Source organism: Paenibacillus endoradicis (genome assembly GCF_024721975.1).
In genome coordinates, this window is record NZ_JANQBB010000003.1 from 769,160 (window position 1) to 786,316 (window position 17,157).

At 38.5% G+C, this 17,157-nt stretch carries 16 protein-coding genes and 1 pseudogene; 14 read left to right on the forward strand and 3 right to left on the reverse strand.

Annotated features, from left to right (window positions below; all coding sequences use genetic code 11):
* The first annotated feature begins 20 nt into the window (after positions 1-20).
* From aroA to NV377_RS13700, 3 genes are all read left to right on the forward strand, one after another.
* Positions 21-1,322 (forward strand): 3-phosphoshikimate 1-carboxyvinyltransferase, encoded by a 1,302-nt coding sequence (gene aroA, locus NV377_RS13690; protein WP_258199477.1) that lies wholly within the window; start codon positions 21-23, stop codon positions 1,320-1,322.
* 148 nt (positions 1,323-1,470) lie between these two features.
* Complete coding sequence (locus NV377_RS13695) at positions 1,471-1,896, forward strand: CoA-binding protein (protein WP_258199478.1); 426 nt, start codon at positions 1,471-1,473, stop codon at positions 1,894-1,896.
* 208 nt (positions 1,897-2,104) lie between these two features.
* On the forward strand, positions 2,105-2,701 hold the full coding sequence (locus NV377_RS13700; RefSeq protein ID WP_258199479.1) for a YdcF family protein: 597 nt from the start codon (positions 2,105-2,107) through the stop codon (positions 2,699-2,701).
* A gap of 58 nt (positions 2,702-2,759) precedes the next feature.
* Here NV377_RS13700 and NV377_RS13705 read toward each other — a convergent pair whose 3' ends face one another.
* Positions 2,760-3,011: a hypothetical protein gene (locus tag NV377_RS13705; RefSeq protein ID WP_258199480.1), complete on the reverse strand. Its 252-nt coding sequence runs from the start codon at positions 3,009-3,011 to the stop codon at positions 2,760-2,762.
* A gap of 218 nt (positions 3,012-3,229) precedes the next feature.
* On the opposite strand from NV377_RS13705, the gene NV377_RS13710 reads away from it, so the two are divergent.
* A complete protein-coding gene (locus tag NV377_RS13710; protein ID WP_258199481.1) occupies positions 3,230-5,116 on the forward strand; it encodes a glucose PTS transporter subunit IIA in 1,887 nt (628 codons plus the stop codon).
* A complete protein-coding gene (gene ptsP / locus NV377_RS13715; RefSeq protein WP_258199482.1) occupies positions 5,113-6,852 on the forward strand; it encodes a phosphoenolpyruvate--protein phosphotransferase in 1,740 nt (579 codons plus the stop codon). The genes NV377_RS13710 and ptsP overlap by 4 nt, the downstream gene beginning before the upstream one ends.
* Here the strand turns inward: ptsP and NV377_RS13720 are convergent.
* Complete coding sequence (locus tag NV377_RS13720; RefSeq protein ID WP_258199483.1) at positions 6,849-7,379, reverse strand: type 1 glutamine amidotransferase domain-containing protein; 531 nt, start codon at positions 7,377-7,379, stop codon at positions 6,849-6,851. The two genes, ptsP and NV377_RS13720, sit on opposite strands and share 4 nt — an antisense overlap.
* Before the next feature lie 223 nt (positions 7,380-7,602).
* Between NV377_RS13720 and NV377_RS13725 the strand changes: the two genes are divergently transcribed.
* From NV377_RS13725 to NV377_RS13745, 5 genes and pseudogenes are all read left to right on the forward strand, one after another.
* Positions 7,603-7,998, forward strand: a complete 396-nt coding sequence (locus NV377_RS13725; protein WP_258199484.1) for a VanZ family protein — start codon at positions 7,603-7,605, stop codon at positions 7,996-7,998.
* Positions 7,999-8,098: 100 nt separating this feature from the next.
* Positions 8,099-8,518, forward strand: coding sequence for a hypothetical protein (locus NV377_RS13730; protein WP_258199485.1), 420 nt, complete (start codon positions 8,099-8,101; stop codon positions 8,516-8,518).
* A 153-nt stretch (positions 8,519-8,671) separates the two neighbouring features.
* Positions 8,672-9,676, forward strand: a complete 1,005-nt coding sequence (gene ccpA, locus NV377_RS13735) for a catabolite control protein A (RefSeq protein ID WP_258199486.1) — start codon at positions 8,672-8,674, stop codon at positions 9,674-9,676.
* Between the two features lie 4 nt (positions 9,677-9,680).
* On the forward strand, positions 9,681-10,385 hold the full coding sequence (locus NV377_RS13740) for a 5'-methylthioadenosine/adenosylhomocysteine nucleosidase (RefSeq protein ID WP_258199487.1): 705 nt from the start codon (positions 9,681-9,683) through the stop codon (positions 10,383-10,385).
* Between the two features lie 251 nt (positions 10,386-10,636).
* Positions 10,637-11,829 (forward strand): annotated as a pseudogene (locus tag NV377_RS13745) (oxalate decarboxylase family bicupin).
* Between the two features lie 843 nt (positions 11,830-12,672).
* Here NV377_RS13745 and NV377_RS13750 read toward each other — a convergent pair.
* Complete coding sequence (locus tag NV377_RS13750) at positions 12,673-13,392, reverse strand: DUF4386 domain-containing protein (RefSeq protein WP_258199488.1); 720 nt, start codon at positions 13,390-13,392, stop codon at positions 12,673-12,675.
* A 154-nt stretch (positions 13,393-13,546) separates the two neighbouring features.
* On the opposite strand from NV377_RS13750, the gene NV377_RS13755 reads away from it, so the two are divergent.
* The 4 genes from NV377_RS13755 to splB all read left to right on the forward strand — a co-directional run bounded on the left by NV377_RS13755 (position 13,547) and on the right by splB (position 17,014).
* Positions 13,547-14,557, forward strand: a complete 1,011-nt coding sequence (locus NV377_RS13755) for an AraC family transcriptional regulator (protein WP_258199489.1) — start codon at positions 13,547-13,549, stop codon at positions 14,555-14,557.
* 118 nt (positions 14,558-14,675) lie between these two features.
* The gene (locus NV377_RS13760; RefSeq protein WP_258199490.1) at positions 14,676-15,620 is read left to right on the forward strand and encodes an NAD-dependent epimerase/dehydratase family protein; all 945 of its coding nucleotides are present in this window, start codon (positions 14,676-14,678) and stop codon (positions 15,618-15,620) included.
* A 121-nt stretch (positions 15,621-15,741) separates the two neighbouring features.
* On the forward strand, positions 15,742-15,993 hold the full coding sequence (locus NV377_RS13765; protein WP_258199491.1) for a transcriptional regulator SplA domain-containing protein: 252 nt from the start codon (positions 15,742-15,744) through the stop codon (positions 15,991-15,993).
* Positions 15,986-17,014 (forward strand): spore photoproduct lyase, encoded by a 1,029-nt coding sequence (gene splB, locus NV377_RS13770; protein WP_258199492.1) that lies wholly within the window; start codon positions 15,986-15,988, stop codon positions 17,012-17,014. Before NV377_RS13765 ends, splB begins: the two co-directional genes overlap by 8 nt.
* The last annotated feature ends 143 nt before the right edge of the window (positions 17,015-17,157 follow it).

The following is a 17,157-nucleotide window of genomic DNA, read 5'->3' on the forward strand; positions in this document are numbered from 1 at the left end:
ATGAAAAGGAGATATCAATCATGGATGTTATCGTTACCCCAACCCCTAATTTACAGGGTGAAATCGGAGCTTTATCTTCAAAAAATTATACAACACGTTATTTGCTAGTTGCTGCATTAGCAGAAGGTACAAGCACGATTCATTTCCCTGCACATAGTGAAGACAGCGATGCTATGCGCCGTTGTATTCGCGATCTTGGAGCAGTTCTAGAAGAAGATGAGCAGAAAATTGTTATTACTGGTTTTGGTTCTAAGCCGCAAGATATTAAAGAGCTTGACGTTGGTAATGCAGGTGCAGTACTTCGCTTTTTGATGGCAATAGCATCTTTATGTCCAGATGTAACCTTTATTAACCGTTATCCAGACTCATTAGGGAAGCGTCCACATCAAGATTTGATTGATTCTCTTACTACAATGGGTGTTGAGATTGAGCACAATGAAGGAAAGCTACCGATTCGTATCAAGGGTGGTAAGCCTCGTGGCGGACATATCCAAGTATCGGGAAATATTAGCTCTCAGTTTCTAAGTGCTTTACTATTCCTTACACCTTTACTTGAAGAAGATAGTGAAATTGAAGTACTACATGATTTGAAATCAAAAGTAGTAGTTGGTCAAACACTTGAAGTGCTTGAGCAAGCAGGTATTATCATTCATGCTGATGAAGATTACATGCGCTTCAAAGTGCCAGGTAACCAATCTTATCAAGCAAGAGAGTATACAGTTCAAGGAGATTACCCTGGATCTGCAGCAATTCTTGCCGCAGCAGCTGTAACTAACTCTAATGTTATTGTACACCGTTTAATGGAAAAAAGTAAGCAGGGAGAGCGCGCAATCATTGATGTTCTTAAGATGATGGAAGTTCCGCTTACTCATGAAAATGACATTGTTCACGTTAAAGGGAATGGCAAATTGAAAGCCATTGAATTCGATGGTGATCATGCAACTGATGCTGTTCTAGCAATGGTAGCAGCTGCTGTATTTGCAGAAGGTACATCTCGCTTCTATAATGTTGAGAACTTACGATATAAAGAATGTGATCGTATTACAGATTACTTGAATGAGCTTCGTAAAGCAGGCGCTAACGTCGAAGAACGTCAAGCTGAAATTATCGTTCATGGTTCACCAGAAGGTCTGCCAGGTGGCGTTGAAATCAATGCACATTATGACCACCGCGTTATTATGGCATTGACGATTGTAGGTTTAAGATCAAAAGCTCCGCTACGTATTAAAGATGCTCATCATGTTGCAAAATCTTACCCGAACTATTTTGATCATTTGAAGGCATTAGGTGCACAAGTAGAATGGGTAGAATCGAGCTTGTGATCTCATGGCATCTTCTTGGTGTTGACAAGCTCTACTCGCTGATGATCACGATTAAGATATATATGCTTCATAACATATATATCTTAAAAATACTCATACTATTACAAGAGGTTGGTCAACTTTCAAAATTCGCGGGAGGTGTTAAGGAATGGCATTTGAAAATCCATCGCGTGATGAGATTAAAAATTTATTGTCTCAAACTAAAGTGATTGCTGTCGTTGGTTTATCTGATAATCGCGAGCGGATTTCTTATATGGTATCTGAGGCGATGAAGAAAAAAGGGTACACGATTGTACCTGTTAATCCTAAAGCTTCCGAAATATTAGATGAGACTTGCTATCCGTCGTTGTCTGACATTCCTTTTCCGATAGACTTAGTCAACGTATTCCGTCGAAGTGAGTATACAGCTGAGATTGCGGAAGAAGCTGTCAGAGTTGGTGCTAAGGCATTATGGTTACAACTTGGAGTATTTAATCAAGAGGCTGCAGATATTGCAATAGAAGGCGGTTTAGCAGTTATTATGGATCGATGCATTAAGGTAGAGGATTCGATTTTGCTTCCTCAAGGGAAATGAACTTGATGAGCTTTTAAAAATGAGGAAAAGGTATTTCGTTCTACAGAAATGTAGTTGCGAAATACCTTTTTAGTTTTATTAGAAATTATAGATAGCGACCGCTATCAACAAATGAAACTTATTGTAATCTTATACCGTCATAAGTATCTGTAATTCTAAATACATTTGGTGATTATTAATGTGATTTTATAAAAAGGACTGATTTGCAATGACAAAAAAATTAAGGATTAAGTTAGTCGTTTCAATAATAACAATTTTATTTGTTTTTGTAGCATATTCTGGCGTAAGTATTTGGTCTTTTAGTAACAATTTTCAATTAGTTAAGTCTGATGTAGCTGTTGTACTTGGTGCTGCTGCTTGGGATAGTGAACCATCGCCTGTTTTGCGTGAACGGATTAATCACGCCATTTGGCTCTATGAGAATGGTTACGTAGATAACATTATATTTACAGGTGGCAAAGGCAGTGGTGATCAGTATGCAGAATCAGAGGTAGCGAGGGGATATGCGATTCAACGTAATGTTGATCCTGATCATATTTTCATAGAAACGAAATCAAAAATTACAGAAGAAAATCTCACTTACGCATACGAAATTGCTGTAGAGAACCATTTTACAACATTCACCATTGTAAGTGATCCATTACATATGAAAAGAGCGATGTTAATGGCGAAACAAACAGGCATGGACGCTTATTCATCCCCCACACAAAGTTCTGCATATAAGTCACTAAACAGTAAAATTCCATTTTTCTTAAGAGAGCTCTTTTTCTATGTGGGTTATATTTTTAGTCTGCCATTTAGGTGATTACAACAAATTTAATATTGATTTGAACTTTCTTTTTGTGAGGAGTATATGAAAATACTTATGGTTCGATGTTTTCTATCTGATATCGATCTGGGGAGACATTATTATACGTTTTAGCGAAGATAGAAGGAGAATTTGGATCAGTTTCAGCAACAAGTTCAATATCTTGATGTTCAAATGCTGAAACAATCATCGATGTAGTTAACTTTGTTGTATTATTTGTACAGCCAACTAGCCATAAAGTGAGAGTAAACGTTAGTATAATGAGTGAATATCTATTATTTCTCATAGCAACACAATGAGAAAACATTCAATTACCTCCCTGCACAAAGTCACATCAAATATAACAACGAAATTAACAAAAGTATTGTTGCATAATTGGTAAGTCGTGGAAGTATCAATTTTTCCCCTATAATATAACAATGCTTTTGACAAAAACGAACATAACACGTAACATCTTAATAGGTGTTTACTTACAATAAAATCATTTGATATTTCATATAATTCTAGTCGCAAAGGAGGATCGACATGGCTTTCGTTGGTAATTTACAGCAATTAGGGCGCTCGGTTATGCTCCCTATGATTATTCTACCCGCTGCAGCAATTTTTCAAAGTTTAGCACAATTACCATGGGAGTATGTAGGGCTACCTGGCATGAACGAGATTTTGATGCTAGCAAGTCAGTCTATATTTCATTTTCTACCTTATATTTTTGCTTTAGGAATCGCACTTGGATTAACAAGTAATGGCTTAAGTGCAGGGATGGCGGCTCTTGTAGGGATGTTTATCTATACTGGAATCACTACGAAGTATGCACCTGGTACTGAGCCGACTGTTTTAATAGGAACATTTATCGGAATCATTGCTGGTGTATCTTACTTAAGATTCAAAGACTTACGATTACCCGAATATATTCAATTTTTCGGCGGTCCTCGTTTTGTGCCGTTTTTCGTAAGTTGTTTCACATTGTTATTTTCTATTGCTATGGTTAATTTATCACAACAGTTAGAATGGCTATTAGTCCAACTAGGTGAGGTTATTTCACTCGCTGGTGGTTTTGGTGTTTTCTTATATGGATTTATTCATCGCATATTAGTTATTTTTGGATTACATCATCTAGTCAGTCACATCTTCTGGTTCCAAGTTGGTGGTTATGAGACGGATGCTGGGTATATGGTCTATGGAGATTTGCCTAGATACTTTGCAGGGGATCCAACTGCTGGAGTGTTTATGGCAGGATTGTATCCGACGATGATGTTCGCTTTACCAGCGATTGCTTTAGCGATCATACATGAAGCTCGTGAAGATTTGAAACCAAAAATTCGTCGCACCTTTACGTTAGCAGCGCTTGCTTCATTTCTAACAGGTGTCACTGAACCAATAGAATTCGCATTTCTGTTTGTTGCGCCTTATTTGTATGTGGTGCATGCGTTACTGTCAGGGCTTATTATGTGGATTACTTATGAACTTGGTATTTTGCATGGTTTCTCATTCTCAGCAGGCGCGATTGATTACGTTATAAATATGCATCTATCCACTAAAGGCTGGTTAATTATCCCAATAGGTATAGTGACTGGGATTATATACTATTTTCTCTTCCGCTGGGCGATTACACGCTTTCAGATTCCAACTCCTGGACGAGAAGAAGGCTCGCAACTTGATGAGTGGGTTGGTGATATTCCTTACCGTGCTCCGCTTATATTACAAGCGATTGGTGGTAAGCAGAACATAATACAGATGGAGTCATGTATAACTCGTCTCCGTTTGAAAGTTACGAATGAGAAGGATATGGACATTAATGCACTTCGTAACCTTGGTGCTGCGGGTGTTATTCGCCTCGGGGGTGGACATGTTCAAGTTGTCTTTGGTACATACTCGGAGCTTATTCGAGAGGAAATGATCAAGACGATTCATCGCGATCAACAACAGATATCTTTCCATTCTCCAATGCAAGGAAAGATGATCCCTTTATCAGAAGTTCCTGATCCGATTTTCTCGGCGCTACTTGTTGGTAATGGTGTAGCATTTATACCTGATCGAGGAGAGTTGGTATCTCCGGTGAAAGGTAAAGTTATTCACATCTATCCGACGATGCATGCGATAGGTATTTTGACAGACGATGGTCTCGAAGTACTTATGCATATTGGTATTGATACTTCGAAGTTAGTCGGAAAAGATTACTTTACAGCTGTCGTTAAAGAAGGCGACGAAGTATTGCCAGGTCAATTACTTATTCGCTTTAATATACAAAAAGTTAAGAAGGATAGTAAGTCACTTGCTTCTCCAATGGTCATTACCAATTCAGATCGCGTCAAATCTTGGCGGTATGCTCCTTTCAAGGGAGTCAAAAAAGGTCAGTCATCAGTAATGTCAGTTGTGCTTCATGAGAGCAAGGATGAGGGGGATATACAATGACTCAAGGAATAGGCGCATCATCAGGTATTGCCATAGGGAAAGCCTTTGTCCTTCCCAACTGGGAATTTGAAGTTCCAGAACAACGAATTGATGTAGCAGATTTTGCTCGCGAATTTGAGAGAGTATATGAAGGAATTCGCACTTCAAAAGATGAAATTAATCAAATTAAAGATGAGCTTAAGGAAACGGTTGGCGAAGAAGAAACCCAAATTTTTGATGCTCATCTTGCTATATTAGATGATCCAGTGTTCATGAATGAAATCCAAGGCATTATTCAAAGGCAATATAAGGCTGCAGAGGTAGCAGTCAAAGAAGCAATTGATCATTTTGTAACGATGTTTGACTTACTAGAAGATGATTATATGCGTGAGAGAGCGCTTGATATTAAAGATGTAGGCAATCGACTGTTGAAGCATTTATTAGGTGTTCCTGAGATTCAATTACCTAGTGATACTCAGCCATTTATTCTTATTGCTAAAGAGATATCTCCATCTCAATTGGCACATCTTAATCCTGAAAACGTGCTTGGCATTGTAACATTATCTGGTAGCACTACATCTCATTCGGCAATAATGGCTCGAGCATTAGGTATACCGCTTGTCGTTGGAATGGAAGGAAAGATCACGGAGTCATTTGTTACCGGTCAAACGATTCTTATTGATGGAGGTGATGGAACAGTATATCTTGATCCTGCTGAACATCTAATCAACCAATATAGAGATTTACAACATAAATTGTTCGTTGCAAAAGAACAATTACATCATCTAGCTGACCATGAGGCTGTAACTATTGATGGTCAATGCATCAAACTTGAAGCAAATATTAGTTCGGTGAAAGAATTAGAGATTGCTATGAAAGGTGGAGCACAAGGCGTAGGTTTATTCCGCACCGAGTTTCTCTACATGGATCGTCAAGATTTCCCAACAGAGGAAGAGCAATATCAAGTGTATCGTAAAGTAGTAGAAAAGCTACATGGTGGTTCTGTAGTTATTCGTACTTTAGACATTGGTGGAGACAAGCATCTTGATTATTATGAAATTGAAGAAGAAGAGAATCCATTTATGGGTTATCGAGCAATTAGAATCTCACTTGATCAGAAGCAACTTTTCAAAACACAGTTAAGAGCAATTTTACGTGCGAGTGCTTATGGAACAATTAAGGTGATGTATCCGTTTATCACTTCTGTTAATGAGGTTAGAGCAGCAAATACTATACTACAAGAGGCGAAAAATGAACTGACGGCTGAGGGGATTGGATTCGCTGATGAAATAGCGGTAGGCATTATGATTGAAGTCCCTGCTGCAGTTATGATTGCAGATCACTTAGCGAGAGAAGTAGATTTCTTCAGCATTGGCACGAATGATCTCGTACAGTTTACACTGGCAGTCGATCGTATGAATGAGAAAATTTCAACTATGTATGATCCTTACCATCCAGCAATTATTCAAATGCTATCAATCGCAGTAGATGCAGCAAAACGTCATGAAATACCGATCAGTGTTTGTGGAGAACTTGCTGGAGATATTCGAGCATTACCGATTTGGTTAAGTCTCGGAGTAGATGCATTAAGTATGTCTGCACATTCAATCTTACCTTTGAAAGAGCGTTTAATTCATTCTTCTAAATTAGAATGTAAGCAAGTTTTCAATGAAGTAATTCATAGTAGTACAAGTGAAGAGATTAAGCATGTTCTTACTGAATATATGATTACATTTGAAGAAACAGCGAATGGTTAAACCATTCGCTGTTCTAATGCTTGGACAAATGCATGAGCATATGGGGGAAGATCAGGCGGTCTACGTGCAGAGATAAGATTACCGTCAACAACAACAGCTTCATCGAACCATGTTGCACCGGCGTTTTCCATATCATCACGAATACCTGGAGTGGAAGTTACTTTACGATCTTGTAATATTTTTGCTGAGATAAGTACCCAACCAGCGTGACAGATCTGACCAATCGGCTTATTCTGCTCGTTCAATTCTTGAACAAGTTGAAGTACCTTTGGATAACGACGTAGCTGATCCGGAGCCCACCCACCTGGTACAAGAAGACCGCTTATTTCATCACTGTTCACCTCATCAAAAGATAGATCAGCGATGGCAGGCACTCCGTATTTACCAATATGTTTTTTTCCTTTTTCAGGTCCAGCAAAAAGTACCGTTGCACCTGCTTCACGGGTGCGGTATACAGGATACCATAATTCCAAATCTTCAAATTCATCATGCAACAAGCAAATTACCGTTTGATTATGTAATGACATTTAAATGATCTCCCAACTTTTTATAGAATATCTTGATAGAACTCTTAGCTGATAAAAAGTACATCGAAAGTGTTACTAAGCGATATATGTATTCATTGTAACGAAGCTTACTCATTTGAGCAAATATGAGAGAAAGATTATAGATTATGCTTACGAAGCAACTTTATATTTGCGAGAAGCTGATTTAAGAGGTTAAATAAAAGTTTTGAGAGGTGTAATGGTAATGAAGTGGCTACGTTGGTTACCGTCTATTCTATGGATGGCATTAATATTTTATCTATCTTCGCGGACAGGCGATGAGATTAATACGATTTTACCGTTCTTCCAAAAATATTTACCTTTTATACAAGATTTTAATTGGGGGCACTTTGTCAGTTATTTCGTGCTCGCTATGACTTTTGATTTCGCATTTAATCAAAAATCATTCCAATGGCGGTATAAACTCATTATTGTGTTACTATGTACACTATACGGCGCGACAGATGAAATTCATCAATTTTACGTTGGTGGAAGAATGATGGATTGGTATGATCTTCGAAATGACTGTATTGGTGCTACTCTTTGGGTGTTGCTCATTAAAATCCCGTATTTTCAACAGGCATGGAAAAAATTAAGTTAAAGTACATAGCAGGAATATGAGAAAAAAATGTCGAATCACTTACATAGATACATGGAGGCTTGAAGAAGGCTGAAGTGAGTACTTGTAAGGAGTGATCCTCATGCAAAAGTTATGTCTTTGTGGGGAAAATATGTCTCTAAAACTTCGAACGGTTATTCTTTCTGGAAAAGTAGAGATTGATAATGTTCCTATATATACTTGTCAAACATGCAGTAGAAGTGAAGTAATTCCTGAGGTTAAAGATGATCTTAAAGGATTCATTCAAGAATTAGGTGAACAACCTAAAAAAATGAACTTTCTGTTTAACGAGCGCAATGAATGGGCAAATTTATTAGTAGAATATAAACTTACAAAAAAGACTGCTCAAACTGCAAAGGATCAATTTGATCAGATGATGAAGCGTCGAACTAATGAACTTCTGGATCTATACTTATTAGCACAAAGTTTGCATGACCATGACTGGCTAGAATCTATAGTGAAAAGATTGACTCAGCTCGGAGCTCAAATCAAGTCTTCGTAGAGCAAAATAGTACATCTTGTAATTAATAGCTGATATTGTTACCAAATACGTAATAAAAGATCAAAACATTGCGAAATTTGCATTTTTACAGTATTATAATTCCAATATGTGTCGAACGTTTCAATTAATTTATAGCAAATGGAGAGAGTGCTCGTGACCGTAACAATATATGATGTAGCAAGAGAAGCAGGAGTTTCAATGGCAACAGTTTCTAGGGTTGTAAATAATAACCCTAATGTTAAGCCTGCCACTCGTAAAAAGGTGTTTGAAGCTATTGAACGTTTAGGTTACCGACCTAATGCAGTTGCACGTGGACTAGCTAGTAAAAAGACTACAACCGTAGGTGTCGTTATTCCTGATATATCAAATGCTATTTTTGCTGAAGTAGCACGTGGAATTGAAGATATTGCCAATATGTATCATTACAATATTATTTTGTGTAATGCCGATAAGAAGAAAGATAAAGAAATTCGCGTAATTAATACATTGTTAGAAAAACAAGTTGACGGTCTATTATTTATGGGCGGTGCAGTAACAGAGGAGCATCAACAAGCATTCAAAACAGCAAATGTTCCAATTGTTCTTTGTGCTACATCAGATGAGTCTGGAGAGATTCCATCTGTTGATATTGATCATGAGACGGCAGCTTACGATGCGGTTCAATCATTAATTAAGCAAGGACATCGTCGTATTGCTATGATTAGTGGTACGCTAGAAGATCCTTCTAATGGTTATGCTCGTTTTAACGGATATAAAAAAGCTTTAGCTGATGCTGGAATCGTGTACGAAGATACTTTAGTTCGTATTGGTAACTATCGATATGAATCAGGATCAGATGCAATGCGTTATTTCTTAGAGCTTGCTAATCGCCCATCTGCGGTATTCTCTGCAACAGATGAAATGGCAATTGGTGCTATTCATGCGATTCAAGATAAAGGATTACAAGTACCTGCTGATATCTCTGTTATTAGTGTTGATAATTCACGCATGGCTTCTATGGTAAGACCACTTCTTACGACAGTAGCTCAACCGATGTATGATATCGGTGCGGTTTCTATGCGTTTATTAACTAAGCTAATGAAGAAAGAACATGTCGAACAAGCACAAGTTATTTTGCCCCATGAGCTAATTGTTCGTCAATCAGTAGGAGGCAACTAGAGTAATGTTATACAACAAGATTGGCATCATTGGAGCAATGGTTGAAGAAATTGAATTGCTTCATCAAAATGTGAAAAACGTTCAGCAGTCTACGATTGCTGGAGTTACTTATTATGAAGGTACATTGCATGGACAAGCTCTAATCTATTGCAAATCAGGCGTTGGTAAAGTTAACGCTGCTATCTGTACACAAGTTTTATTATCTATGGATGTAGATTGTGTATGGTTCACAGGTGTTGCTGGTGCGCTTGATCCTAGATTAAATGTTGGAGATATTGTTATTTCTAGCAGTGCCTTGCAACATGATATGGACGTTACACCTCTTGGCTATGCTAAAGGTGTAATTCCTTTCCAAGAAGTATCTGATTTCGTAGCAGACGAGGAACTAGTGAAGCTTGCAGTTAAAGCTAGTGATGCTTTGTTCCAAAATCGTACTGTTGTTGGTAGGGTTGTTTCTGGCGATCAGTTTATCGCGAGTGTTGATAAAGTAAAAGAATTACATGAAATATTCGGTGGAGTATGCGCTGAGATGGAAGGTTCATCTGTAGCTCAAGTTTGTTATGCCAATAGTACTCCATTCATTATCATTCGTTCTATGTCAGATAAAGCAGATGGATCTGCTGATGTTTCTTACACAGACTTCGTAGTAGAAGCTGCGAACAATTCATATGCAATTATCGATTATATGGTTTCACATTTACAGTCTTAATCTTAATTAGTATGTTAAAAGCGCTCAAGAGCCGAACCAGGTTCTTGAGCGCTTTTTATTATGAATAAAGGGGTAAATGAAGTATTGGACAGGAAAATAGAGTGCTAGACTGTTAGAGCTTTATTATGTTAACGGATAGTTTACTGCTAATAAGAGGGACAAAATTCCAAATCCCCACTCTCTTCATAACTTAAAATAGGCACTTAACTAGTGACGGGCAAGAAGTTTATAGAACGAGGGGTGCATAACATTTGGAAAATGAAAAACGGAATGTAGAAATACCACAACCAATAAGAAATGATGGTGCTGGTTGGTGGGATTTAGGACCACGGGATATTATACGAGACATTGAGAACCCTGACATGCTAGTTTCGCCTGTCACCGATGCCGGATCCTTCCTAACCTAAAGTTCTCTTTCTCCGATACTAATATGCAGTTAAATCACGGTGGTTGGTCACGAGAAGTGACAGTTAGGCAGCTTCCGATTGCAACCACGATTGCTGGGGTGAATATGGCTCTGACTCCGGGTGGTGTGCGAGAGTTACATTGGCACCAGCAAGCGGAATGGGCGATCATGCTTGTGGGGCGGGCGCGCATTACATCAGTAGATCAGAACGGGAAGAACTTCATTGCTGACGTAGGCGTGGGTGACCTTTGGTACTTCCCTCCCGGAATTCCTCATTCTATTTAAGGACTTGAGGAAGGCAGTGAGTTTTTGCTCGTCTTCCCTGACGGTAGCTTCTCTGACCTCAATACTTTAACTATCTCAGATTGGTTCGCTCATACGCCAAAGGACGTACTATCTGCGAATTTTGGTGTTCCGACAAATGCTTTCGACCAAATCCCGACCCATCAGTTATACATTTTTCAATGAAACGTTCCCGGTCCACTTGAAAGTCAGCAGGTAGCAGACCCACAAGGTACGGTACCAAAAACATTTACACATCGACTACTTGCGCAAGAGCCGATTGTAACTCCTGGCGGGAGCACAGTACGTATTGTGGATTCAACCAACTTTCCTATTTCGTCTCAAATTACCGCATCGTTACTGGAAATCAAACCGGGAGCAATAAGAGAAATGCACTGGCATCCAAACAATGATGAATGGCAGTATTATATCTCAGGTACGGCGAGAATGACGGTTATGGCACCCAATGGTACTGCTCGTACTTTCAATTACCGCGCTGGAGATGTTGGATATGTACCGCGTGCCTTCGGACACTACATTCAAAATACTGGTAATACAAGCGTGTGGGCTTTGGAGATATTTAAGAGTGATCGCTTTGAAGATATTTCACTAAATCAGTGGATGGCGCTTACACCTCATCAACTCGTACAACAGAACTTACATCTAGGACCAGAAGTAATGAACACTTTCAAAAAGAAAAAGCAATTTATAGTGAAAAATCCTGAGTTTACTTATTATCCGAGAACTGATAAGTAAGTATATCAGCATTACATGTTTTTCATATTAATGGGAGAGCTTGTTACACAAACGGACAACTGTTTGAATGTAGCTCCCAAAAGGACAGTTTCTATTTGATGTTCATTGAAGTAACGGGCAGTTTAGTTGAAGATTAATTAAGGTGAGCCTTATCATAATTGACGGCGAAAAATGAGGATAAAATAACGGATGACGCATATCATGATGTTCCATAATCGGACCGGCGGCTGTCTGATACGACGAACTTGGGTACTATCGGTTGATCGAGATGAGAGCGGATTATTGAGGTAACCAGCGTAGAGCATGTACCGCCTGGAACAAAAGTATAATCGATTTCTTCTTTCTCTCTTTCTACACGTAGATGTGAGATGCTACCAAAAGTTTGCTCCCACCGAAGAGATCATATGTCACATCCTAATTTACTAACTGAATAAATTTCAAAGAAGGGGCCATCCCGCAAATTATGGCCCTAAAACTTGCCGTTACAGCTAGCGCGGTGATGCGTATTGGACATACTGGTACAGCATAAAGTAGAATTGCGAGTAGAAGCGGAAATGTTAAATTTGCATATTGGTGTTTAAGATACGGGAGTTTGCGCACGTTGAGTGCTGTGTGTCGGTAGTAAGAACGCATACTCCAGCAGTCCTGCTGTTTTCTCTGGATTGAATAGAGGGAATTGATATTCGTGAGAGATAAACTGCGGCTTCATTTGTTGAAAAACTTTAGGCAATACATACGCTTTGTCTTCCGTTCCTCAGATGATGGAAGTATTCATTGAGGTAACGAATTTTTCAATGTTCGCCTATATTTCCTACGCCTAGTATGCCGATCATATTAAACAACTCAATTTTGAATAAGTGTCTGACTATGCTTATTTTTTCGAATCAATGTGTATCCCAGTGCGATCATCCAAAGTAGCCAAAGTGTGCTGCCAACAGCGGCTGCCCATCCTATTACCGGGAAAGTTGGAATGACCGTGCCGAATAGCTCGGCTTGACCTAATAGATAAATTAAGGAGGAGATAATTCCGAACCAACCGATGAAGGGATGAACGGTTTTGGATTTGAGAAAATGGCGGCAAACAATCAAAGTCCATATAATCGAAAATAGTTGGCCCAAATGCTCTCCAAGAATGACTCCGCCGTATTGGTGAACGACTTGAAATATAATAGAAATGGTCTCTTGTGAAGTATCGGGATGATCAGCGTAATAATTAGAAAGAACCGGCACAACAAATACCCATCTCAATAATCCTGCAATCTGGGTTATTCCTCCAATGATCATAAAAGTTGTTGCAACTCTTACATTTTGGTATTCTTCTCCAATGATCTTGCCTAGAAAAACAACAGCCCAAAACAGCGGCAGTCCGGCTAGTGAAAATATCCACCAAACCAGAATTAATGATGTTCCTCCATCATGAAATTTTGTTAGAATCTGATCTATAGGCATTCTTAGTATTTCAGGGTAATCAAAAATAAAAACAAGAGCAATGTAAGGAATAAAAAGCAATAAAGATCCTAAAATAAACAATTGTCCTGCTTGACGGTGTAAATGATGATTCATTTGAACAACGCTTCCCTTCTTTTTCAAATTAACTACAGGCTGCTAACTTCGATTACGGAATAATCATATGACAGCAGACTAAAGTTCACCATAATAAAACATGCAATAAAGCTAATAAAGTACGAAAATATATAGATATAGGAGTTAATCCAAAATGTCTAAAATGTCTAAAATGTCGGTGTTGTTGGCCAGGCCAATAGTGCTTGACGTATTAAGTAAAGGACACACCATAGAATTGTTGTATAAAGACCTTTATATCCAAGAGGATCTTATGACAAATCCAGACAACTATATCGATGCGGACAAATATGACCTTTTGTTGGAAAGAGCAGCTTCTATTAGTAAAGATCCCTTTTTCGGCTTTCATCTGGGAGCAGAGTTTTCATTAGACAATTTGGGTTTGATTGGATATATTTTGCTCAATTCCAACACTCTACATCAAGCGTTCAAAAACTATCAACGTTATAACATTCTCTTATGCAGTGGTGTAGTTTACGATTTGCAGGTTATCGATGGTGAAGCAAGATTCAGCTTTTGGGTAGGCGACTCTTCTAGAAAAACAACCTATCATCTTATGGATTCAATCCTCTCTTCGACCTATAAGTTTATTCAGAAGCTAACTGGCGATCCAATTAAACTGAGAATGGTCTCATTTATTCAAAATACCCCCTTAGATATACAACCTTACGCCAGTTTTTTTGGAGCGAAGCTTGTTTTCAATCAAAAGGAAACTGCTCTTATATTCGATGCAAATTTATTGGATTTACCCCTCGTATATCGCAATCAGCAGCTGTTACAAATTGTGGAGAACCATGCCATCCAGATGATGCGTGCTTTGAAAATGGAACACACTTTCTCGGAGGTGGTTAGTGTTGCTATTATCAAAAGCTTTGATGGAACTATTCCTAGAATCCAAGACATTGCTAGAAGTCTAGGATATAGCGTTCGTTCCATTCAACTTCAATTAAAGAAAGAGAATACTACCTTCAAGGATTTACTTACCGTTATTCGCAAGAACATGGCGGAAAGTTATTTGAAAAATCCTTCGTTTTCAATTAGCGATATTTCTTATGCTCTTGGATTTTCTGATCCTGTATCCTTTCATCTCGCCTTTAAGAAATGGACAGGGCAAACGCCAGGGGATTATCGGAAACAATACAACTGATCATACAGATGTTTGCACATTTCATTAATTCCTTTGCGCTTTTGATAATAGCCGCAGTCTCCATACTACTTTATGATAATCAAATGAATTATTAATAGAAGAAGGAGCTGTAGAACAAGTGGAAAGGGTTAATCAGAAGGAATTGCATGTCATCTTTGGTACGGGGCCTTTAGGAATGTGGACAATGCGGGAACTGCTTAAATTAAATAAAAAGGTGCGGATAGTTAATAGATCTGGTAGTAAAAACAGCATGCCAGATGAAGTGGAGACGGTTGCTGGAAATGCATTTGATAATTTGAAAGTAGCCGAACTGACGAAAGGCGCTGCAGCCGTTTATCAATGTGCTCAGCCCGCGTATCACGACTGGGTAAAATCTTTTTTACAGATGCAGCAAGCCATTATTGAAGGAACTGCAGTTAATGGGGCCCGATTAATAGTTGCAGAAAATTTATATATGTATGGTATGCCAACTAATGCGCCTTTTGTTGAAACGACATCTTATAACGCACATACCCGTAAGGGGAAAGTACGACAAGCCATGACGGAAGCTCTTGAATGGGCTCACAACTCTGGAAAGCTGCCTATAACTCGCGTTCGTGGATCAGACTTCTGGGGTCCTGACGACTTTGCGGCTACTCCACTCATTTTTGGTTCAGCTTTATCTGGTAAGCGAGCATCCATCTTAGGAAACATGCATAAACCTCATACGTTTACCTATGCGCCTGATTTTGGCAAGGCGTTAGCGATTGCAGGTACAAATGAAGCAGCCAATGGTGAAATTTGGCATGTTCCTAGCAATCCCCCAATCACGCAAATTGAGCTTCTTCAATTAATTTCTGCTAAATTGGATAAAAACGTGAAAACTAGAGTAGTCGAGACATGGCTCATTCGCATACTGGGGTTGTTTAACCCCAGTATGCATGAGATGGTTGAAATGATGTATCAATGGAATAATCCATTTGTAATGGATAGCAGCAAGTTCGAAAAGACATTTGGTATGAAAGCCACGTCTATAGATGAAGCCATATTTAACACATTAAATTGGTGTCGGAAAAATATTTAGTTGCAATATTCTTGCTGTTGTCTGTTACATTTCAGTGACCTGTAAATTATCTTTAATATGTTAGGATATTCTAAATAATTTCATGAAATACTAACTAAAACATAAGAATGGGGTTGATAAAATGTTAGACGTAGTTCAGCCGGGGCAAGTCGTGTATGTGATTATTCGAAACCCTCATGTTCAGGGAGTAGCTAATGTTCAAGAGGCTGCAGTTGTGATGGATCCTAATTCTCCTGGTAATTTTTCATTATTTATTTATGAAACATATTATCCATTAAATAATGACTTTGCCATATATCAAACAGCAAGTGAGGCTGAGGATGCCTATAAAGAAGCTTTTGGGTTTTCTGATGTGGAGGGTTTTTATGGTTAAGCCTTTCGTACCTCAACTTGTTTATGTAGAACCAAAAGCACTGGAATATCCTCTAGGTAGAGAATTAATAACCAAATTTGAAAATATGGGTATTGAAATTAGAGAGACAACCTCACATAATCAAATACGAAACCTACCTGGAGACAATGAATTTCAAAAATATAGAATTGCTAAGTCAACTCTAGTCGTTGGGGTTAGGAAAACTATAAAGTTTGATACTTCAAAACCTTCTGCAGAATATGCAATTCCGTTAGCAACTGGGTGTATGGGTCATTGTCATTATTGTTATTTACAAACTACCATGGGCAGTAAGCCGTATATTCGTACATATGTCAATCTTGATGACATCTTTGAAGCAGCTAATCAATATATGAAGGAAAGAGCTCCAGAGATAACAAGGTTTGAAGCATCCTGTACATCGGATATAGTAGGTATTGATCACTTAACACATTCCCTAAAGAGAGCTATTGAATTTTTTGGTGAATCTGAATTCGGACGATTACGTTTTGTAACCAAATTTGCTCATGTCGATCATTTACTTGATGCCAAGCATAATGGTCGGACTCGATTTCGTTTCAGTATGAATAACGACTATATTATAAAAAATTTTGAACCGGGGACATCCAGACAATCTGAGAGAATGGAAGCGGCTAGGAGAGTAGGGGAAGCAGGATATCCTTTAGGTTTCATTATTGCTCCAATCTATTTGCATGAAGGATGGAAAGAGGGCTATAAGGTAATGTTCGAGAAATTAGAATCCGTCCTTTCCGATTCCGCAAAGAAAGATCTGACCTTCGAATTAATTCAACATCGATTTACTAAACCTGCGAAGCATGTTATTGAGAAGAATTATCCGATGACAAAGCTGGAACTTGATGAAACTAAAAGAAAATGGAAATGGGGACGATATGGAATTGGAAAATATGTCTATACAGACCAAGAGCAGGAGGAAATAAAAGAAACTCTTGGCAGATATATCAACCATTTCTTCCCGCAATCAACCATTGAGTACTTCACATAAATATTACGAATCTTAGCCCATACCTCACTTACATCCACTACGGAGAACTGCATCACAGGAAGGCGCAAGTTATTTTGGGTCTCAAAATGATGAGGTACCTGGAGGGAGACGCTTAAAAAAATCTATGAAATGAAGCCCAGTCC